Origin of the sequence: Micromonospora sp. DT4 (assembly GCF_049841675.1) — a bacterium.
Taxonomy (GTDB): domain Bacteria; phylum Actinomycetota; class Actinomycetes; order Mycobacteriales; family Micromonosporaceae; genus Micromonospora.
On sequence record NZ_JBNCKT010000103.1, the window covers coordinates 1 to 20,001 of the forward strand.

18 protein-coding genes and 1 pseudogene are annotated in these 20,001 nt (G+C 71.3%); 13 read left to right on the forward strand and 6 right to left on the reverse strand.

Annotated elements, in window-relative coordinates; all coding sequences use genetic code 11:
• Nucleotides 1-71: 71 nt before the first annotated feature.
• The 3 genes from ACLQ24_RS23310 to ACLQ24_RS23320 all read right to left on the reverse strand — a co-directional run bounded on the left by ACLQ24_RS23310 (nucleotide 72) and on the right by ACLQ24_RS23320 (nucleotide 5,746).
• Entirely contained in the window at nucleotides 72-1,313 is a 1,242-nt protein-coding gene (locus tag ACLQ24_RS23310; RefSeq protein WP_425893837.1) for a TIR-like protein FxsC, read from the reverse strand.
• Between the two features lie 258 nt (nucleotides 1,314-1,571).
• A complete protein-coding gene (locus ACLQ24_RS23315) occupies nucleotides 1,572-4,214 on the reverse strand; it encodes a discoidin domain-containing protein (RefSeq protein WP_425893838.1) in 2,643 nt (880 codons plus the stop codon).
• A gap of 329 nt (nucleotides 4,215-4,543) precedes the next feature.
• Nucleotides 4,544-5,746 (reverse strand): ROK family protein, encoded by a 1,203-nt coding sequence (locus ACLQ24_RS23320; protein WP_425893839.1) that lies wholly within the window; start codon nucleotides 5,744-5,746, stop codon nucleotides 4,544-4,546.
• Nucleotides 5,747-5,982: 236 nt separating this feature from the next.
• On the opposite strand from ACLQ24_RS23320, the gene ACLQ24_RS23325 reads away from it, so the two are divergent.
• From ACLQ24_RS23325 to ACLQ24_RS23355, 7 genes are all read left to right on the forward strand, one after another.
• Nucleotides 5,983-7,281 carry an ABC transporter substrate-binding protein gene (locus ACLQ24_RS23325; RefSeq protein WP_425893840.1) on the forward strand — a complete coding sequence of 433 codons (1,299 nt, stop codon included), beginning with the start codon at nucleotides 5,983-5,985 and terminating at the stop codon, nucleotides 7,279-7,281.
• Between the two features lie 70 nt (nucleotides 7,282-7,351).
• Entirely contained in the window at nucleotides 7,352-8,344 is a 993-nt protein-coding gene (locus tag ACLQ24_RS23330; protein WP_425893841.1) for a carbohydrate ABC transporter permease, read from the forward strand.
• A complete protein-coding gene (locus tag ACLQ24_RS23335) occupies nucleotides 8,337-9,176 on the forward strand; it encodes a carbohydrate ABC transporter permease (protein ID WP_425893842.1) in 840 nt (279 codons plus the stop codon). Before ACLQ24_RS23330 ends, ACLQ24_RS23335 begins: the two co-directional genes overlap by 8 nt.
• A 29-nt stretch (nucleotides 9,177-9,205) precedes the next feature.
• A complete protein-coding gene (locus ACLQ24_RS23340; RefSeq protein ID WP_425893843.1) occupies nucleotides 9,206-10,582 on the forward strand; it encodes a GH1 family beta-glucosidase in 1,377 nt (458 codons plus the stop codon).
• A 173-nt stretch (nucleotides 10,583-10,755) separates the two neighbouring features.
• Nucleotides 10,756-11,121, forward strand: coding sequence for an ArsR/SmtB family transcription factor (locus ACLQ24_RS23345; protein ID WP_425893844.1), 366 nt, complete (start codon nucleotides 10,756-10,758; stop codon nucleotides 11,119-11,121).
• Nucleotides 11,121-11,762, forward strand: a complete 642-nt coding sequence (locus ACLQ24_RS23350) for an SRPBCC family protein (protein WP_425893845.1) — start codon at nucleotides 11,121-11,123, stop codon at nucleotides 11,760-11,762. Before ACLQ24_RS23345 ends, ACLQ24_RS23350 begins: the two co-directional genes overlap by 1 nt.
• A gap of 44 nt (nucleotides 11,763-11,806) precedes the next feature.
• The gene (locus tag ACLQ24_RS23355; protein WP_425893846.1) at nucleotides 11,807-12,322 is read left to right on the forward strand and encodes an NUDIX domain-containing protein; all 516 of its coding nucleotides are present in this window, start codon (nucleotides 11,807-11,809) and stop codon (nucleotides 12,320-12,322) included.
• Nucleotides 12,323-12,569: 247 nt separating this feature from the next.
• Here the strand turns inward: ACLQ24_RS23355 and ACLQ24_RS23360 are convergent, their stop codons facing one another.
• The 3 genes from ACLQ24_RS23360 to ACLQ24_RS23370 all read right to left on the reverse strand — a co-directional run bounded on the left by ACLQ24_RS23360 (nucleotide 12,570) and on the right by ACLQ24_RS23370 (nucleotide 15,441).
• Nucleotides 12,570-14,420, reverse strand: a complete 1,851-nt coding sequence (locus ACLQ24_RS23360; RefSeq protein WP_425893853.1) for an ABC transporter ATP-binding protein — start codon at nucleotides 14,418-14,420, stop codon at nucleotides 12,570-12,572.
• A complete protein-coding gene (locus tag ACLQ24_RS23365) occupies nucleotides 14,347-14,811 on the reverse strand; it encodes an ATP-binding protein (protein ID WP_425893847.1) in 465 nt (154 codons plus the stop codon). Before ACLQ24_RS23365 ends, ACLQ24_RS23360 begins: the two co-directional genes overlap by 74 nt.
• Nucleotides 14,812-14,976: 165 nt before the next feature.
• A complete protein-coding gene (locus ACLQ24_RS23370; RefSeq protein ID WP_425893848.1) occupies nucleotides 14,977-15,441 on the reverse strand; it encodes a hypothetical protein in 465 nt (154 codons plus the stop codon).
• A 91-nt stretch (nucleotides 15,442-15,532) separates the two neighbouring features.
• Here ACLQ24_RS23370 and smpB point away from each other — a divergent pair, with 91 nt between their 5' ends.
• The 6 genes and pseudogenes from smpB to ACLQ24_RS23400 all read left to right on the forward strand — a co-directional run bounded on the left by smpB (nucleotide 15,533) and on the right by ACLQ24_RS23400 (nucleotide 19,817).
• Nucleotides 15,533-16,024: an SsrA-binding protein SmpB gene (gene smpB, locus ACLQ24_RS23375; protein ID WP_425893849.1), complete on the forward strand. Its 492-nt coding sequence runs from the start codon at nucleotides 15,533-15,535 to the stop codon at nucleotides 16,022-16,024.
• 117 nt (nucleotides 16,025-16,141) lie between these two features.
• Nucleotides 16,142-16,533, forward strand: a pseudogene (locus tag ACLQ24_RS23380) (SCO5389 family protein).
• Nucleotides 16,534-16,664: 131 nt separating this feature from the next.
• Nucleotides 16,665-17,090 carry a TOBE domain-containing protein gene (locus tag ACLQ24_RS23385; RefSeq protein ID WP_425893850.1) on the forward strand — a complete coding sequence of 142 codons (426 nt, stop codon included), beginning with the start codon at nucleotides 16,665-16,667 and terminating at the stop codon, nucleotides 17,088-17,090.
• On the forward strand, nucleotides 17,087-17,881 hold the full coding sequence (gene modA, locus ACLQ24_RS23390; protein ID WP_425893851.1) for a molybdate ABC transporter substrate-binding protein: 795 nt from the start codon (nucleotides 17,087-17,089) through the stop codon (nucleotides 17,879-17,881). Before ACLQ24_RS23385 ends, modA begins: the two co-directional genes overlap by 4 nt.
• A complete protein-coding gene (modB, locus tag ACLQ24_RS23395) occupies nucleotides 17,878-18,693 on the forward strand; it encodes a molybdate ABC transporter permease subunit (RefSeq protein ID WP_425893852.1) in 816 nt (271 codons plus the stop codon). The genes modA and modB overlap by 4 nt, the downstream gene beginning before the upstream one ends.
• Nucleotides 18,694-18,749: 56 nt before the next feature.
• The gene (locus ACLQ24_RS23400) at nucleotides 18,750-19,817 is read left to right on the forward strand and encodes an ABC transporter ATP-binding protein (RefSeq protein WP_425893854.1); all 1,068 of its coding nucleotides are present in this window, start codon (nucleotides 18,750-18,752) and stop codon (nucleotides 19,815-19,817) included.
• The last annotated feature ends 184 nt before the right edge of the window (nucleotides 19,818-20,001 follow it).

The following is a 20,001-nucleotide window of genomic DNA, read 5'->3' on the forward strand; positions in this document are numbered from 1 at the left end:
CTGGCACACCAACCAGCCAGTCCTACGGTCCCTGACCGCATACGACCACTGACCCCCTTGGAATAGATCGTCTAGGGACCTTCGAGGATCGGGCGGGTACCGGGGCCGTCCGTAGGCGGCTCCTGGTAGACGGTGCCCATGCGGTAGATCCGGACCTGCTCGACGACGAGCGCCTCCTCGAGCTCCTCCTGAAATCGTGCGGAGGTCGCGATCTCGGTGCGCCAGACGTCGCGGGTGCTGTGCAGCACGTGGGACGGGAGCACCCGGGCGAGGGTGTCCCACATCTTGCGATTGCCGCCGGCAGCCGCCTCGTCGGCGGCCGTCCACGGCACCAGGACCGGCGCCCGCGGCGAGGCCCCATCATGGTCGTGGCGAATCAGGCTCACCTGGTAGCGCGGCAGGTCGGCGGACCAGACGTCGACCACCAGTACGACGATCTGGTTGTGCGTCCGCGCCCACTCCCGCACGGCCGCCAGGTCCTCGGCGTCCTCCACCGTCCAGCCGTAGCTCTTGGTGGTGGCAATGTCCCCGGCCCAGCTGCCGATGGGCGTCTCCAGTTCGGGCCGGTACGGTCGCCAGTCCCGCGAAAACGCGCCGTAGCGGTCCTCGGCGCCGGGGCGGCTGCCGGCCAACTCGGCGGAGCTGCCGGCGACCAGGACGATGTGCACGTGCCGGGCGCTGGTGGCCCGCTCCACCGCCTTCGAGGCGTCCGGCCCGTGGTGCGCCTGCGGCCTCGGCGGCAGGTCGAAGGCACTTGTCACCTTGGACAGCACCGGACGCTGCGTCGGACGGTACAGCTGGTGATTGTGAGCGGTCTGCACGATGTGCCTGGCGAGCGCGTCGACGAAGTCCTCGTAATCGTCCTCGTGCCGTTTGCGCTGCTTGAGGGTGAGCAGGCCGTCCTGGGCGTACGCGGTGCCGGTCGGGAAGTTGCGGTACTGGAAGCTGGCGACCGCCTTGGGCAGCCGGTCGCACGGGATCCACTGCACCGGCACGATCGCGGGTGGACGGACGTCGAACAGCCGCTCGTGCTCGTCGACGCGGTCGGCGAAGACCCGGAACTCCCGACCGCAGTAGTCGCTGACGACGTACCGGGGCGAGGTGAGCGCGATCAGACAGGCGCTGGTGGACAGCGCATCGGACACGGCGTCAGTCCAGGTGCTGCCGAGCGGCATCTGCCCGTCGAGGAACCCCGCCTCGTCCCAGCGGATGCCGGCCAGACCGGCCACCGCCTCGCTGAGATCGCCGAAGAAACTCTGGATCTGACCGTTGCGGTTGTCCTCTTGGGCGTAGCTGAGGAAAAAAAGTGGCACGCCCGCCTCCGCTCACGGGTTCCACGACCGGTAGGCACAGTATAGGACCGTCGATGCCAGCCCACCCGGACCGCGATCATCGGCGTGAGCGCGCGAAGAGTCATATGCCCGACGCTTTCGGGTGCGCGGAGCGCCGGCGTACGCGGAGGAACGACCGTGGCCGGCCCGGTCTTCGGCGGGACCGGGCCGGCCTCGGCCCTGGGTGCGACCCGCGCCGGCCCGGCCCGATGAGTCGACCGGGTCGGCGCGGGGCCCCGGTCAGGGGTAGGTGGTCAGGTACACCGTCTGGTTGGCCGCGTTCGCGGTGCCACCGGCGTTGTTGATCACCCGGTTGATGGTGCCGACGCCACCGAGCGAGACGGTGACCATGTTGGTGAAGCGCACGTTCGGGTTGACCGGCACCTCGAAGGAGTGCTCCTCGACCACGGCGGGGTTGACGTTGAAGTAGCTGTAGCTACCCAGCCCCCACGCCCCGTGGCTGGTCACCGAGTCGGCGACCTTGTACGCGGCGTAGCCCCGGGTCGACCCGTTCATCCACGCTGCCTGGTTGGACACGTCGTACGGCAGCTCGTTCTGGTAGAAGTACGTCCGCCCACCGTTTCCGTTCCAGATGGTCTGGTACTTCTGGTAGTGCTCGACGAAGAGGCCGTACATGGTGACGTCGTCGCCGTTGACGGTGAGCCCGGTGTCGGCGGTGTTCAGCGTCCACCCGGTGGGCACGCCCTGGGCGGCGTGGTCGGCCCGCCACAGCCACATGTGGTCACCGATCACGTTGTCGCTGTTGACGGTCAGCGTGTTGGTGGCCTTGCCGACGTGCGGGCCGCCGATGCGGAAGAAGACGTCGTGCAGCGAGGTCGGGTTGCCGGCGTGGCTCGCCGACGAGCCGGACGGTCCGACCTCCATGAGCACCGGCGAGGTGGTGGTGCCGGCCTCGAACATGAGGCCGGCGACCTTGACGCCATCCACGTCGGCGACCCGCATACCGACGCTGCCATTGTCCGCCTGGATGGTGGCCAGGCCGAGGCCGAGGACGACCGTGTCGGCCCGGTTGACCTGGATCGGCTCGGTGACGTGGTGTACGCCCGGGGTGAAGAGCAGGTGCTTGCCCTGGGCGAGGGCGGCGTTGATGGTGGCCGCGCTGGTGCCGGGCTGGACGACGAAGAACTGCGACAGCGAGATCGACGAGCCGGCCGGCGTCTTGTTGTACCAGCTGGTGCCGGTGGAGTTGGTGCGTACGGCGGGCACGAAGACCCGGTACTCGCCGCTGCTCGTCACGTACAGGAACGGCTTCTCGCGGACCTGCGGGGTCTGCGCGATGACGGTGTGCGACGGGTTGGGGAAGCTCGGCGGCGGGGCGCCGTTCACGCCCTGGAAGACCATGTTCCACACGGAGCCGGTCCAGCCGTTGCCGAACTCGCTGTTGCGCGAGTACCACTGCTGCTGCGAGCCGGAGACGACCAGGCCGTCGATGCGGGTGTCGGCCAGCAGGCCGCCGCTGGACCAGCCGTCGCCGCCGTTCCAGAGCTGGATCTGGTTCTGCGCGCCGCGCAGGTGCATCCGCCGGTACGGCGCGGCCTGCGACACCGCCCAGCGCTCCACGCTCACCCCGGAGGGCAGGGTCACCGAGAGGTTCTCTGCGGACCGCCAGAAGTTCTGGGTGGCGTTGCCGCCGAACCAGGTCGCCTCGGCCCGGACGTGGCCGTTGAGGTTGACGTCGTCGGGGCTCATACCGAGGCCGGCGACCTGGGTGAAGAAGCCGAGGTTGACGTCGGCGGTGTAGGTGCCCGGCTTGAACAGCACGGCGTAGCGCTGCGCGCCGAACTGGTTGGTCTCCTGCTGGGTGAAGAGGGTGTTCAGTCGACTCTGGATCGTCGACGTCGGGGTGCTCGGGTCGAAGACGTACGTGTTCGGCCCGAGGTTGGGGTTGTACGGGTCGGTGGTGCCGACCGGGGGCTCGGTGGTGCCGCCGCCGGTGGTGTTCACCGCCAACTCCCACAGCGAGTAGCCGTAGGCGGTGCCCCGGGCGGTGCCGTACACGCGCAGGTAGCGTCCGCCGCCGGTGACGGTGAGGTTCTGCGTGCCGCCGGTGGCGGTGGTGGTGGAGTAGATGGTGGTCCAGGTGGATCCGTCGGCCGAGGTCTGGAGCTGGAAGGCCCGGGCGTACGCGGCCTCCCAGGTGAGGGTCACCCGGCAGATCGTGCGGGTGCTGCCCAGGTCGACGCGCAGCCATTGCGGGTCGACCTGGGCGGCGCTGGCCCAGCGGGTGCCGGTGTTGCCGTCGACGGCGGCGGACGCGGGGGTGCCGGCGTTCTCGGTGGACGAGGCGGTCGCCGGGCTGCCCTGCGCCACGTTGGCGCTGCCGCAGGTGGACGTGTCACCGCCGGTCTCGCCGTAGACCTGGAACTCCCAGAGCGAGTAACCGTAGGCGGTTACCCGGGCGGTGCCGTACATCCGCACGTACTGGCCGGCGCCGGTGACGGTGAGGTTCTGCGTGCCGCCCGCGCCGGTGGTGGTCGAGTAGATCGTCGTCCAGGTGGCGGCGTCGTCGGAGGTCTGGATCTGGAAGGCGCGGCCGTAGGCCCCCTCCCAGAGCAGGTTGACCTGGCTGATCGTGGCCCGCTGGCCCAGGTCGACCTGGAGCCACTGCGGGTCGTTGAAGGCGCTGGCCCAGCGGGTGCCGGTGTTGCCGTCGACGGCGGCCGACGCGGGGGTGCCGGCGTTCTCGGTGGACGAGGCCGTCGCCGGGCGTCCCTGCGAGAGCAGGGTGGGCGCGGCCTGCGCCCCGGTGGTGGTCACGGCCGGGGTCAGGGCGGCCACCAGGGCCACCACGACTCCGGTGAGGAGATGCCGAACGGTCCGCCGCCAGGGACGCGGGCGTACGGATGTAGCACGAGATGTCATGACATCGCCTGTCGATAGGGCGTTACGGACGCCGTGCGGGTGGGGGTCGGGGTTCGCCCGTGGTGCCGTAGGTGGTGCCGCCGATGCGACGCCGCGGGGAGGAGAGCGCTCTCGTAGGAGTGTTGCGGCGAGATTGCGATGGCGTCAAGACATCGATCTATAACTTCGTTATTTATCCCGAGGATCAGGTTTTGGGTAATTCCCACCCTTCCCCGCCGTCCCCACCGCCGGCCACCCACTCCGACCACTCCCGGTGATCAAGAGGTTCGCGTCAGAAGTCGCGCACGGGATGACGCGAACCTCTTGATCACCGCAGAGGAGGGCGGAGGTCAGGCGCGGGGGACGCCGCCCGCGGTGAGGAGGCGGGCTATCGGGAGGGTGGCCGCTCCCAGGGCCACCGCGTCGACGCCGAGGCGGCACAGCTCGATCGACGCCTGCTCGTACGGCTGGCGCAGCGCCTGCCGACCGGCGGCCTCCCGGACGGCCGGCAGCAGGTCGCCCAGCGCCATCGCCGCCCACCCGCCGAGCACCACCCGCTCCGGGTTGAACAGGTTGATCAGGTTGGCCACCCCCGCACCCAGGTAACCGGCGGTGTCGTCCAGCACCCGTCGGGCGGTGGCCGAGGTGTCGGCGGCGGCGACCAGCGCGGCGAGCTGGGACTCCTCGTCCTCCCCGGGAACGGCGCGACCCCGGCGCGCCTCCCGGTAGCGGTCGATGATCGCCTCCGCCCCCACGTACGCCTCCAGGCAGCCGCGCGCGCCGCAGCGGCAGGCCCGACCGCCGTACACCAGGGTGGTGTGCCCCCACTCCCCCGCGCTGCTGGACGCGCCCCGGTAGGTGGCGCCGTTGGTCACCACGGCCGCGCCCACTCCCGAGCCGACCAGCGCGAAGACGGCGTGCCGGGCCCCGCGCCCGGCACCGAACCACATCTCGGCCTGACTGAGGGTCTTCGCGCCGTTGTCGATGTGCAGCGGCAGGTCGGTGCCCGCGCCGATGAGGCGTTCCAGCGGCACCCGGTCCCAGCCGAGGGCCTGGGCGTGCACGACGGCCTCGTCGCCCTGCTCGACCACGCCGGAGACGCCGATGCCGACGCCGAGCACGTCGGTGGTGGCCACCCCGGCCCGGCCGGTGACCACCTCGATGCCGGCCAGGATGTGCCCGGCCACCACGTCCGGCTCGGTACGCGCCGGGTCGAGCGGGTACTCGACGCTGGCGAGCAGGGTCATCGCGAAGTCGAACAACTCGACCCGGACCCGGGTCTCGCCGACGTCCACGCCGATCACGAAGGCGTAGCGGGCGGCGACCCGCAGCAGCATGCTGGGGCGGCCGCCGTCGGACTCGGCGGCCCCGGCCTCGACGACGATGCCCTCGTCGATCAGGTCGGCCATCACGTTGCTCACGGCCGGCTGGCTCAGGCCGGTGCTGCGCACCAGGTCCTGCCGGGTCAGCGGGGCATCGAGGAAGAGCTTCGTCAACAGGGCGGACCGGTTGCGCAGCCGGACGCTCCGGTTGGTGGCACGTGCCAGCTCCACTCGTCACCTCGTTCCCGTCGGCCGTAGGTGGCGACTGTAACCGCACCGTGCTTGACGACCCACCAGCCAACCACTTTAATGACGACATTCATTAAGCCGTGATGTAACTCCCGGGAAACGCCGAAGGACCTCCGACGGCGCGTCCGGAGAAACCCCGTCCGCAGCCGGCCGCGTCGCCTCACCCCTATCGACGACGACTGCCGGCGGACCCCCACCACGCACCGGAAGGGCTGACCGTGTCGAAACGACACCTCGGGATATTCGCTGCCGCCGTACTGGCCGCCGCATCGCTGACCGCCTGCGGCGGCTCCGGCGACGACTCCGCCTCGTCGCCCAAGACCCTCACCTACTGGGCCAGCAACCAGGGCGCCAGCCTGGAGGCCGACAAGACCACCCTCCAGCCCGAGCTGGACAAGTTCGAGAAGCAAACCGGCATCAAGGTCAACGTCGAGGTGGTCCCCTGGTCGGACCTGCTCAACCGGCTGCTCGCCGCCGCCACCTCGGGCAAGGGCCCGGACGTGGTGAACATCGGCAACACCTGGTCGGCGTCGCTGCAGGCCACCGGCGCGCTGGTCGAGTTCGACGACGCCGCCCTGCAGGCCGTCGGCGGCAAGGACCGGATCGTGCCCGCCGCGCTCGCCGCCGCCGGGGCCCCCGGCAAGCCGCCGGCCGCCGTGCCGCTCTACAGCATGGCGTACAGCCTGTACTACAACAAGAAGATGTTCGCCGACGCGGGCATCACCGCCCCGCCGACGACGTGGGAGCAGGTCGTCGAGTACGGCAAGAAGCTCAGCACCGGCGGCAAGTGGGGCCTGGCGATCGAGGGGGCCAACCCGTCGGAGAACGCGCACCACGCCTTCACCTTCAGCCAGCAGTACGGCGGCGAGTGGTTCGACTCGGCCGGCAAGCCGACCTTCGACACCCCGCAGAACGTCTCGGCCATCAAGCGCTACATCGACTTCATGGCCGCTGACAAGATCACCAACCCGAGCAACGCCGAGTACGCGCAGAACCAGTCGGTCTCGGACTTCGCCAACGGCAAGGCCGCCATGCTGCTCTGGCAATCCGCCGGCTCGAACCTGAAGACGCAGAACATGTCCGCCGACGCGTACGGGATGGCCCCGGTGCCGTTCCTGGCCAACCCGCCGGTCGGCGGCAAGAAGGTCAACAGCATGGTGGCCGGCATCAACATGGCCGTCTTCAAGCACACCAAGAACAAGGACGGCGCGCTGAGCTTCGTCAAGTTCATGACCAGCGACGAGGAGCAGACGAGCCTCAACAAGACGTACGGCTCGCTGCCGGCGGTGAAGACCGCCGCCGCCGACCCGGCGTTCAGCGCCCCGGAGCAGAAGAGCATCCAGGAGACGCTGGTCACCACCGCGGCCCCGCTGCCGCAGGTGCCCGACGAGAGCACCTTCGAGACCCTGGTCGGCACGGCGATGAAGGAGTTGTTCGCCGAGGCGGCGAGCGGCAAGCCGGTCACCGAGGAGTCGGTGAAGGCGAAGCTGACCGACGCGCAGCAGAAGATGCGCTGACCCACGCAGCGCTGGTGGCCGTGGTCGGGCGACGAGCCCGGCCACGGCCACCGCCTCCGAGAGGACCCCGATGGCAACCAGCACCACCGCGCCGGACGCCGACCGGCGGGTACCCCGGGCCGGGTCACCCGCCCGGGGGGCCGCCCGCCGGCCGCGCGGCCCCCGCCGTTCCCTCCTGCCGTACCTGCTGCTCGCGCCGGCCATCGTGCTGGAACTCGCCATCCACGTGATCCCGATGGTCGTCGGGGTCTGGATGAGCCTGCTGGAGCTGACCCAGTTCCACATCCGCGACTGGTCCACCGCGCCCTTCGTCGGCCTGGAGAACTACCGCGCCACGCTCGACCTGAACTCCGCCGCCGGCAAGGAGCTGCTGCACTCGTTCTGGGTGACGCTGGTCTACAGCCTGCTCTCGGTCGGGTTCGCCTGGCTGCTCGGCATCGCGGCGGCCGTCGTGCTGCAACGACCGTTCCGCGGGCGGGCCATCCTGCGGGCGCTGTTCCTCACCCCGTACGCGCTGCCGGTCTACGCCGCCGTGATCACGTGGAGCTTCCTGCTGCAACGCGACACCGGCCTGGTCAACCACGTGCTCGTCGACCAGCTCGGTCTGCTGAACGAGCGGCCGTTCTGGTTGATCGGTGACAACAGTTTCTGGTCGCTGCTGGTGGTGTCGGTCTGGCGTAACTGGCCGTTCGCGTTCCTCTGCCTGATGGCCGGCCTGCAGAACGTGCCGGGCGAACTGTACGAGGCCGCCGCGATCGACGGCGCCGGGTTCTGGCGCCGGCTGCGCTCGGTCACCCTGCCCATGCTGCGGCCGGTGAACCTGGTGCTGCTGCTGGTGCTGTTCCTGTGGACGTTCAACGACTTCAACACCCCGTTCGTGCTCTTCGGCGGCTCCGCGCCCGAGCAGGCCGACCTGATCTCCATCCACATCTACCGCAGCTCCTTCAAGACCTGGGACTTCGGGTCGGGCTCGGCGATGTCGGTGGCGCTGCTGCTGTTCCTGCTGGTCGTCTCGGCCGCGTACCTGCTGATCACCAACCGCCGGAGGGACGACCATGCGTGAGACCGCCGGTGAGCGCTGGGGCCGACGCATCGTGCTGACCCTGCTCACCCTCTTCGTCGTCATCCCGCTCTACGTGATGGTCACGTCCGCGGCGAAGCCGCTGCGGGACGTGCAGAACGGTTTCACCTGGTGGCCCAGGCGACCCACCCTGCAACCGTTCGTCGACATGTGGAGCACCGTGCCGCTGGCGCGCTACCTGGTGAACAGTCTCGTGGTGTCGAGCGTCGCGGCGGTCTGCTCGGTCGCGATCGCCATCTTCGCCGCGTTCGCGGTCAGCCGGTACCGGTTCCACGGCCGGGGCGTCTTCACGGTGACGGTGCTGTCCACGCAGATGTTCCCCGGCATCCTGTTCCTGCTGCCGCTGTTCCTCATCTACGTCAACCTGGGCAACGCTACCGGCATCGAGCTGTACGCGAGCCGTACCGGCCTGGTGATCACGTACCTGACGTTCTCGCTGCCGTTCTCGATCTGGATGCTGGTCGGCTACTTCGACTCGATCCCCCGCGGGCTGGACGAGGCTGCGCAGGTCGACGGCGCCGGGGCGCTACGCACCCTGTTCCAGGTCATCCTGCCGGCCGCCGTGCCCGGCGTGGTCGCGGTGACCGTGTACGCGTTCATGACCGCCTGGGGTGAAGTGCTGTTCGCCTCGGTGATGACCGACGAGGGCAGCCGCACCCTGGCGGTCGGCCTCCAGGGCTACTCGACCCAGTTCAACGTCTACTGGAACCAGATCATGGCCGCGTCGCTGGTGGTCAGCATCCCGGTCGTGGCCGGGTTCCTGGCCCTACAGCGGTACTTCGTCGCCGGCCTCACCGCCGGCGCGGTCAAGTGAGTCACCCGAACCCAGAGGAGAGCCTTCCCGTGCCCGACCTGTCCAAGCTGCCACCCGACTTCCTCTGGGGCGTCGCCACGGCGGCGTACCAGATCGAGGGGGCCGTCGACGTCGACGGCCGGACGCCGTCCATCTGGGACACCTTCTCGGCGACCCCCGGTAACGTCGACAACGGCGACACCGGGGCGGTGGCCTGCGACCACTATCACCGGTGGCCGGAGGACCTGGCGCTGCTGCGCCAGCTCGGTGTGGACGCGTACCGGTTCTCGGTGGCCTGGCCCCGGGTGATGCCCGCGGGCGTCGGCCGGGTCAACCCCGCCGGGCTGGACTTCTACGACCGGCTCGTCGACACGCTGCTCGCCGACGGAATCCGGCCGTTCGTCACGCTCTACCACTGGGACCTGCCGCAGGTCCTGCAGGACGCCGGTGGCTGGCCGGAGCGCGCCACGGCCGAGGCGTTCGCCGAGTACGCGGCGGTCGTCGCCGGTCGCCTCGGTGACCGGGTCGCCGACTGGTGCACGGTCAACGAGCCGCTCTGCGTGTGCTGGATCGGGCACCTGGACGGCAACATGGCCCCCGGCGAGCGGGACCTGACCCGCGCGGTGCACGCCTCGCACCATGTGCTGCTCGGGCACGGGCTGGCCACCCAGGCGATCCGGGCGAACGCCGCCCAGCCCGCCTCGGTGGGACTGGTCGTGAACCTCAGCCCGATCGAGCCGGCGACCGACCGGCCCGAGGACGTCGCGGCGGCACGGCGGGCCGACGGACACGTCAACCGCTGGTGGCTCGACCCGATCCACGGGCGCGGCTACCCCACCGACATGGTCGAGACGTACGGGGTCGAACCGCCGGTACGCGGTGACGACCTGGCGGTGATCGCCACGCCCACCGACTTCCTCGGGGTGAACTACTACTTCCGGCAGTTGGTGGTCGACGACCCGACCGGCCCGGCGCCGTACGCGAAGCAGGTGCCGGTGCCCGGGTCGGTGGAGACCGCGATGGGCTGGGAGATGTACCCGGCTGGTCTGGAGCGGCTGCTCCTCGACGTGCACGAGGAGTACCGGCCGGCCCGGATCATCGTCACCGAGAGCGGCTCGGCGTGGCACGACGAGGTCACCGCCGACGGCACGGTGGAGGACAAGGAGCGCACCGACCACCTGGAACAGCACCTGGCGGCGTGCGCGTCGGCGGTGGCGCGGGGCGTGCCGCTGGACGGTTACTTCGTGTGGTCGCTGCTGGACAACTTCGAGTGGGCGTACGGCTACGACAAGCGCTTCGGGCTGGTGCGCGTCGACTACGCCACCCAGCAGCGGACGGTGAAGGCGAGTGGTCTGCGCTACACGGAGCTGATCCGCGCCCACCGGCACCTCGCCCGTTCCACCGACGCCGCCGCCCCGGCGGCCTGAGCCGAGAACCCCGGGCGCCGCGACCGGCGGCGCCCGGGGCCGCGCGAGGGTGCTGCTGGACGCCGCCGGATCTGACCGACGCCGAGATCCGGGGGCGGATGGCCGGCAACCTCTGCATGACGATGGGGTTGTCGGCTTGGCTTAAATAAGCCGCCGGTGATATTAATGTCGCCGTGCAGGCCTTCGACGTGCTGGGCGATCCGGTCCGGCGCCGCATCCTGGAGTTGCTCGCCGACGGCGAGCAGACCGCCGGCGCGGTCAGCGCGGTCATCCGCGACGAGTTCGGCATCTCCCAGCCCGCCGTGTCCCAGCACCTGAAGGTATTGCGGGACAACGGCTTCGCCACCGTGCGTCCGGACGGCACCCGCCGGCTGTACGCGGTCGACCCGCGCCCGTTGCGCGAGGTCGACGGCTGGTTGGAGCACTTCCGCCGGTTCTGGGCGCCGCCCCTGGCCGCGCTCGCCACCGAGCTGGCCCGGGGCCGACGCGAGCGTCGCCTGCGCGGGCCCGCCGACCCACCCGAAGAGAGGATTACCTGATGTTTGACGCGACCGAGCAGATCAACGCCGTCCAACGGCGGGTCGGCAGCCGCACCCTGGCCGCTGGCGAGGCCCGGGTGACCACGCTCAGCCAGACGTACCAGGCGACGGCCGAGGACCTGTGGGACGCCTGCACCAACGCCGAGCGCATCCCCCGCTGGTTCCTGCCGATCAGCGGCGACCTGCGGCTGCACGGCACGTACCAGCTCGAGGGCAACGCCGGCGGCACCATCGAGACCTGCGAGCCCCCGCACCGCTTCATTGCCACCTGGGAGATGGGCGGCGAGGTGAGCTGGATCGAGGTGCGCGTCACGCCGGTCGGCGACGACCGGGCCCGCCTCGACCTGGACCACATCGCGCACGTCGACCAGGACCGATGGGCACAGTTCGGGCCGGGCGCCGTCGGCGTCGGCTGGGACCTGGGCCTGCTTGGCCTCGCCACCTACCTCTCCGGCGACGGCGTCGGAGTCCGACCGGAGGACAGCGCCGAGTGGGTCGCCTCCGCCGAGGGACGACGCGCCATGGAGCTGAGCAGCCAACTCTCGTGCGAGGCGAGCATCGCCGCCGGCACCGACGCCGACGAGGCCAAGGCCGCCGCCGAGCGCACCACCGCCTTCTACACGGGAGTGCCGGAGGACTGAGCGGGCCACGGCTGACCGGCCGGACACGGGTAACGTGCTGCGGCATGACCGGTACGCCGTACTCGCACTGCTCCTACTGCGGCGCCGCCTACCCGGCGGCGACCGGCTGGCCGCGGGTCTGCGCGGTCTGCGGCGAGACCGTCTGGCGTAACCCCCTGCCCGTCGCGGTGGCGGTGCTTCCGGTCCGCACGGCCGAGGGCCTGGGGGTGGTGGTGGTCCGCCGGGCCATCGAACCGGCCCGCGGGCTACTCGCGCTGCCCGGCGGTTTCATCGAGTACGGCGAGGAGTGGTCCGACGCGCTGGTGCGTGAGCTGTGGGAGGAGACCGGGCTGGTCGCGAACGCCGGCGACGCCCGGCTCCTCGCCGTGCGGGGCGCACCGAAGGGCGGCACCATGATGATCTTCGGAGTGCTGCCCGAGCGTGCCGCCGAGGACCTGCCGCCGTCGGCGCCCACCGAGGAGGCGACCGAGTGGCTGGTCCTCACCGATCCGGTCCAGTTGGCGTTCTCCACCCACACCCGCGTCCTGGCCGACTTCCTCACCCCGCCCCACCAAGCCTGACCACGGCCCACACGGCCCACACGGCGCGTCGGGCCCGGCCCGCGAATGCGCCTCAAGCCGCCGGCGAGGCCCCGGCTTCCCCCAGCCCCAGCCCCAGCCCCAGCCCCAGCCCCAGCCCCAGCCCCAGCCCCAGCCCCAGCGATCTTGCTCTTGCTGTGGCGACATAGCGGGCATTCCACGGGATTGGACAACCGAAAGTGCAAGATCGCGGAGGCCGGGCGGGGCGAGGGCTCGCGCCGGGGTGGCGTCAGTGGGACCGGGCTTCGTTGGTGTCGGCGCGGTAGCCGCTGGCCTGCAACTCGAACAACTCGCGGTAGAGGCCCCCGGCCGCCATCAGCTCGTCGTGGCCCCCCTGCTGGACGAGGCGGCCCCGGTCCATCACGAAGATCCGGTCGGCGTGCCGGACGTTCGCCAACCGGTGGGTGATCAGGACGACCGCGCGGTCGGGCCGGCGGCGCAGGTGCTGGAACAGGGCGTGTTCGGCGCGGGCGTCCAGGGCCGCCGACGGCTCGTCGCAGATCAGCAGGGCGGCGTCGCGATAGAGGCCCCGCGCGGCGACCAGCCGTTGCCACTGCCCGCCGGACAGCTCGTGACCGTTCTTGAACTCCCGGTCGAGCAGGGTGTCGTAGCCGTGCGGCAGACCGACGATCATGTCGTGGGCCGCAGCCGCGTCGGCTGCCTCCTGCACGCTGGGGCCGGGGCGCTCAGGCGTACGGTCGTGCCGGCCCACGCGGATGTTCTGACCCGCCGTGAAGGGGAACTTCCAGTACTCCTGCGTCATCACCGCGACCTGCGCGCCGATCGCACGCGGATCCAACTCGGCGGCGTCGACGCCGTCCCAGCGGATCGTTCCGCCGGTCGGCTGGTAGAGCCCGGCGATCAGCTTGGCGAGGGTGGTCTTGCCGGAGCCGTTCTCGCCGACCAGCGCGATCGCCTCGCCGCGCCGGATCGCCAGGCTGACCCGGTCCACCGCAGGCGCGTCGGTGTCGGGGTAGCGCAGGCTCACTTCGCGCAGGTCGATCGTGTCGACGCCGTCGACCGTCCGGCTGCCGCCGACGGGCACCCGGTCCTGCGCACGGGTCAGGAAATCCCGGTAGTCCTGGTAGTAGAGGGCGTCCTCGTACAGCGAGTTGGTGGCGACGACCGCGACGCCCAGGCTGGTCCGGGCGGACTGCAGGGCGAGTAGGGCGGTGGCCGCGGCGGCGAGCGCGACCATGCCGGCGAGCAGCAGGCCGCCGAGCACCGCGTACACGCCGAAGGTGGCCAGGCCCGCCACCGTGGCGCCGGCCACGCGGGTGCCGGTCTGCGAGCGCACCAGCCGCAGCTGGGCGCGGGTCTCGACGGCCATCACGTCCCGGTACTCGGCGAGCAGGAAGTCGCGCATCTGGTAGGCGCGTACCTCGGCGGCGGTATGCCGGTTGGCCATCAGGTGGGCGAGCATCCACATCCGCCGCCGTCGGGTGATCCGGGCCAGCATCGCCAGGTACTCCCGGCGGGCCATCCGCACGGCCGTGATCGCCTGGGGCACCGCCGCGAGCAGCAGGCACGGCAGCAGCAGCGGCTGGATGACGGTCACCGCGACGGCGGTGGCGAGCATCCCGACGACACCGGTGACCAGGTTGACGGTGTGGTCGACGATCCATGCCGCCTCGCCCATGCCCCGGTCGCGGACGCGGTCCATCTCCTCGGCGAACCCGGCGTCGTCGAACGCGGCCAGGTCCACCGCCGTGGTGGCCTCGAACAGCCGCAGCTCCACCTGGTAGTTGATCTGTGGGGTGAGCCGGGCCTGGGCCCAACCGGCGGCGATCGTCAGGCCGCCGCGCGCCGAGACCGCCGCCGCGGCCACGATCAGCGCCGGTAGGGCGGAGCGCACCCGGTCCGGGGTCGGCCCAGCGGCGAAGAGTTCCCGCAGCACGCTGGTCGTGGCGAGCAGACCGAAGGTCGTCATCACCCCGGCCGCGACGTTCAGGCCGATGGAGGCGACCGTGTCCGCGCGGTTGGTGGCCCAGGCCAGAGCCACCGCCTCACGCACCAACCTCGGCAGCCGTCGGGCCACCGCCCAGAAGCCGGTGTGCGCGAACGTCTTCGCGTGGTGCATCCAGACGGCGTCCTCCAGCTCCGGCAGCACGGAGCTGTCGTCGAGGGGGTCGACCGGCTGGTCGTCGTGGGGCGCGGTACGCGGGCGGGCCATCGAGTCCACGGACGCTCCTCGGGGGGCGGGAAGCACGGACGCCGCCCGAGACTACTGCCCGCAACCACACGATGTCTGTAGGTAGTCGGCGCGTCGTACGGGTGTGTCCGGAAAGCGCGGCCACGTCCTCGGTGATCGGCAGTAGGACCCGGAAGGTGGTGTACCCGGGCTCGGTCTCCACCCGGATATCGCCGCAGTGCTTGTTGACCACGATCCGGTACGAGATGTCCGGCCCCAGCCCGGTGCCCGCCCCGACGGGCTTGGCGGTGAAGAACGGCTCGAAGATACGCGGACGCACCTCCCTTGACCTCGGCGGGGATCTTGCCCTTGCACATGACGAGCGTCGCGTCGAGCAGGTCGTGCACGTCCACCACCCGGTGCGGCGCGCGATCGAGCTGGACGTACTGCTTGGCCGCGCACACCAGGCCCGAGATCCGGGTCACCGCGTCGCCGATCTCGCGCATCAACAGTTCGGTGTCGACCGTGTACGACAGCCAGCGCACCGCGCGGCCTCCAGGTCCGCCGGGCCGACGGCCGCCTTCACCTGTCCGAGCCACGCCGCGTCCAGACCCCCGCCGACCAGGATGGGCGCCAGGTCCCACGCGCCACCGACACCGTGCTCCTCCAGCCAGTCGGTGAGCTCGCCCACGATGGTCTGGCTGTCGCGCATGCCGAAGAACAGCCCCTCCAACAGGTGCATCGGCATCGGGAACCAGGACCGCAGGGCGTGCGCGAAGTCCTCCGCCGGCAGCACGAAGAACTCGGCGTCGACCACCGCGCGCAGGCTGTTGCGGTACGTCTGCTCGACCTGGTCACCCAGGTACGCCTGGGTGGCGCCGCCGTACACGCCGCGCTGGTCGGTGCGGCTGACCTCGACGTCGTCCCCACGGACCTGACGGCTCAGCGACACCGCGCCGCGCAGCAGCACGAAGAAGCGCAGGCGGTGCGCGACCTGGCCGCGCGGCTGCGTGCCGAGCGCCGGGCGACGGGTTGAGGCGGCGGCCGGATATCGTCGCCGGGTGAGCCCGTCCCGTCAGCCCGAGCGCCGACTGATCGCGTCGAACAAGAAGGCGCGACACGAGTACACCGTGCTGCGCACGTACGAGGCGGGCATCGTGTTGGTCGGCACCGAGGTGAAGTCGCTGCGCGAGGGGCGGGCGTCGCTGGTGGACGCGTTCGCGCACGAGCGCGACGGCGAAATCATGCTGTACGGGCTGCACATCGCCGAATACCGCTACGGCACGTGGACCAACCACGCGCCCCGCCGCAACCGCAAGCTGCTGCTGCACCGCTCCGAGATCGGCCGCATCCTGGAGAAGGTCCGCGAGGGCGGCGTGACGCTGGTGCCGCTGTCGATGTACTTCGACAACGGGTGGGCCAAGGTCGAGCTGGCCCTGGCCAAGGGCAAGCGCACGTACGACAAGCGGCAGACCCTCGCCGAGCGCGACGCGAACCGCGAGATCGCCCGGGAGTTGGGCCGACACCTCAAGGGCCACCCCCGGCGCACCTGACCGGCATTTCTCCGCGCGGCACGCCGCGCCACCGTTGACGGCACCGGCACGGGGTGGTGTGCTCACTTCGACACCGTCATCGAAAACGGTAATCGTTTCTGAATTTGGAGGAGGACCATTCCGCTCCCCGTCCCGCCAGCCCTGCTCGACGCCGCCGAGCGCGGCCCCGTCGACGACGAGGCGTTCATCGCCTGCGTCCGCGAGTCCCTGCCGTACGCCTGGGCCACCGTCAGCCGGGTGGTGGCCGACCTCGAGGCCGGCGACGCCGACCTGGCCGACAACACCGTTCCGCCCCCCACCGACGACGATCGGGGTCAACTGCTGCAGGCACTCGCGAGCGACGCCATCCGCGCCGACCTGGAGCGACACCTCGGTGTCCGGCTGGCCTTCCAGCACTGCCACCGCGTCGCCGCGTTCCGACCGGCGACCGTCGGCGGGGAGGGCTACCGCCGCTTCGTGTCGACCGGGGCCAACTGCTGAACCAGTCCCCCGAACTACGCAACTGCTGACCACCGCCTCGGTGGGGCGGAGCCGGGCCGGTCCGTCCCACCGCAGATGCGGTCCTAGGAACCACTTCGCGTACGCAGAAACCACCCCAGGGCCAGTTCCCAGCCGCATCTGCGCTGGATAGGGTGAGCCGGTGACCATATTCCGGATCGGCGAGGCCGCGGACCTGCTCGGCGTCAGCGCCGACACGATTCGCCGCTGGGTAGACGCCGGGCGGCTGGCCGCCCGGCGCGACGAGCACGATCACCGGGTCATCGACGGCGCCGAGCTGGCGCGTTTCGCCCGCGCCCAGGCCGCCGACCCGGACCCGGGCGTCGGGTTCTCCTCGGCCCGCAACCGACTGCGCGGCATCGTCGTCGACGTCCGCAAGGACACGGTGATGGCACAGGTCGACATTCAGGCCGGCCCGTTCCGGGTCGTGTCGCTGATGAGCCGGGAGGCCGTCGACGACCTCGACCTGCGGGTCGGTTCGGTCGCCGTCGCCGTGATCAAGTCGACAACGGTGGTGGTGGAGCGCGCCGCGCCCACCGCCCCGGCCGGAGCGAGGGCGAACGGATGAGCCGTCGGAGAAAATTCGCCGCGCTGGCCGTCGCGGTGACCGTGCTGGCGATGACCGGCTGCGACCGCACCGGCGATGCGGCGTCCGGGGGCGACACCCGGGACGGTCGCATCGCCGGCACGGTGACCGTGTTCGCCGCCGCCTCGCTGACCGAGTCGTTCACCCGCATCGCCAGGGACTTCGAGGCCGCCAACCCGGGCGTCACCGTCACCCTCAACCTGGCCGGCAGCTCGGCCCTGGCCAACCAGATCACCCAGGGCGCCCCGGCGGACGTCTTCGCCTCGGCCGCGCCGAAGAACATGGCGACCGTGACGGAGGCCGACGACGCCGACGGCACGCCACTCGTCTTCGCCCGCAACCAACTGGTGATCGCGGTGCCCAGCGGCAACCCGAAGGGCGTGACCGGTCTCGCCGACCTGGCTCGTCCGGGAGTGAAGGTGGCGCTCTGCGCCGACCAGGTGCCCTGCGGCGCGGCGGCGCGTACCGCCCTGAACGCGGCCGGGATCGCGTTGACTCCGGTCACCCTGGAGCAGGACGTCAAGGGGGCGCTGGCGAAGGTGAAGCTCGGCGAGGTCGACGCCGCCCTCATCTACCGCACGGACGCCCGCGCCGCGAGCACCGACGTGACGGGCGTCGAGTTCCCCGAATCGACGCGGGCGGTCAACGACTATCCGATCGTCGCGCTGAGGAACGCGCCGAATCGGGCCGGCGCGCGAGCCTTCGTCGCGTACGTCCGCTCGGCCTCGGCACAGGCGGTCCTCGCCGAGGCGGGGTTCCAGGTGACTCCGTGAACCTGGTCCGCGATCACACCACTCCCCGACGGCAGGCGCGGGTGCCGGCGGCGCTGGTGATCCCGGCCGGGCTGGGCCTGCTCTTCCTCGTCCTGCCACTGGCCGGGCTGGTGGTCCGGGCGCCGTGGACGACGCTGCCGCAACGGCTCACCGCGCCCGGGGCGCTGACGGCGCTGCGCCTGTCGGTGCAGACCGCGACCCTGGCCACGCTCCTCTGCCTGCTGCTCGGGGTGCCCCTGGCCTGGCTGCTGGCCCGGGTCGAGTTTCCCGGCCGCCGGCTGGTCCGCGCCCTGGTCACCGTTCCGCTGGTGCTGCCCCCGGTGGTCGGTGGCGTGGCGCTGCTGTTGGTCTTCGGCCGGCGCGGGCTGCTCGGCGGCTGGCTCGACGCCACGTTCGGCATCACCCTGCCGTTCACCACCACGGGTGTCGTGTTGGCCGAGGCGTTCGTCGCCATGCCGTTCCTCGTCATCGCCGTGGAGGGCGCGCTACGCGCCGCCGACCATCGCTACGAGGAGGCCGCCGCGACGCTGGGCGCCAGCCGGTGGACCACCTTCACCCATGTCACGTTGCCGCTGGTGGCGCCCGGGCTCGCCGCCGGCGCGGTGCTGTGCTGGGCGCGGGCCCTCGGCGAGTTCGGTGCCACCATCACCTTCGCCGGCAACTATCCCGGACGTACGCAGACGATGCCGTTGGCCGTCTACCTGGCATTGGAGACCGACCTGGAGTCCGCGATCGTGCTCAGCCTGGTGCTGCTGATCGTCTCGGTCGGCATCCTGGCCGCGCTGCGGGATCGCTGGATGGCCGGCCCGTGACCGCGCCGCCGCCGAACGACCGGCCCGTGACCGCGCCGCCGCCGAACGACCGGCCCGTGACCGCGCCGTTGCTGGCGGCCCGGCTGGTCGTCGACCGGGGCGGCTTCCAGCTCGACGTGCCGCTGCGGGTCGAGCCCGGCGAGGTCGTCGCGTTGCTCGGGCCGAACGGGGCGGGCAAGACCACCGCGCTACGCACCCTGGCCGGGCTGCACTCGCTCACCGCCGGGCACGTCACCCTCGGCGGCGTCGACCTGGACCGGCCGGCGACACGCGGCTGGGTGCCGACCGAGCGCCGCCCGATCGGCGTGGTCTTCCAGGACTACCTGCTCTTTCCGCACCTCAACGCGCTGGACAACGTGGCCTTCGGGCCACGCCGGCACGGAGTCGACCGGCGCGCGGCGCGGGCCACGGCCCGGGACTGGCTCGACCGGGTGGGCCTCGCCGACCAGGCGCGCCGCAAGCCCCGCCAGCTCTCCGGCGGGCAGGCGCAGCGTGTGGCGCTGGCCCGCGCGCTCGCCGTCGGACCATCGCTGCTGCTGCTCGACGAGCCGCTGGCCGCCCTGGACGCCCGTACCCGGCTGGAGACCCGCGCGGAGCTGCACCGTCACCTGGCCGCGCACCCGGGCGCCACCGTGCTGGTCACCCACGATCCGCTGGACGCGTTGGCGCTGGCCGACCGCCTGGTAATCGTCGAGGGTGGGCGCGTCGTCCAGGAGGGCGACGGCCCGAGCGTCACGGCCCGCCCGCGCACCGACTACGTGGCGCGCCTGGTCGGACTGAACCTCTACCGGGGGCGGGCCGAGGGCCACGGGGTACGTGTCGCGTCGGAGCTGACCCTCAGCGTGGCCGACCGGCTCGACGGCGACGCGTTCGTCGCCTTCCGCCCGGCGGCGGTGGCCCTGCACCCGTCACGGCCCGACGGCAGCCCCCGCAACACGTGGGCGGGGACGGTGACGGGCGTCCAACGACATGGCGACAACGTGCGGGTGCAGGTGGACGGGCCGATTGGCGTCGCCGCCGACGTCACACCGGCCGCGGCGGCCCAGCTACGGCTGATCCCGGGCCAGCATGTCTGGGTAGCGGTCAAGGCGACCGAGACTTACGCCTACCCGGCAACGACCTGACGCCTCGGCCGCAGGGCAAGCGACCGCGCCCACCGCAGGGCGAGCGAGCGCGCCGGCCGCGACCCGCCGGGCGCACTCTGAGCTTGCGATTAAACCTTTTGTTGTGGTTTAGAGACTGTCGGGTAACTGGACGGCTACGCAGTGAGAAGTCGTTCGGCGTTGATGCGTCGGGCGGCTTCGCGCT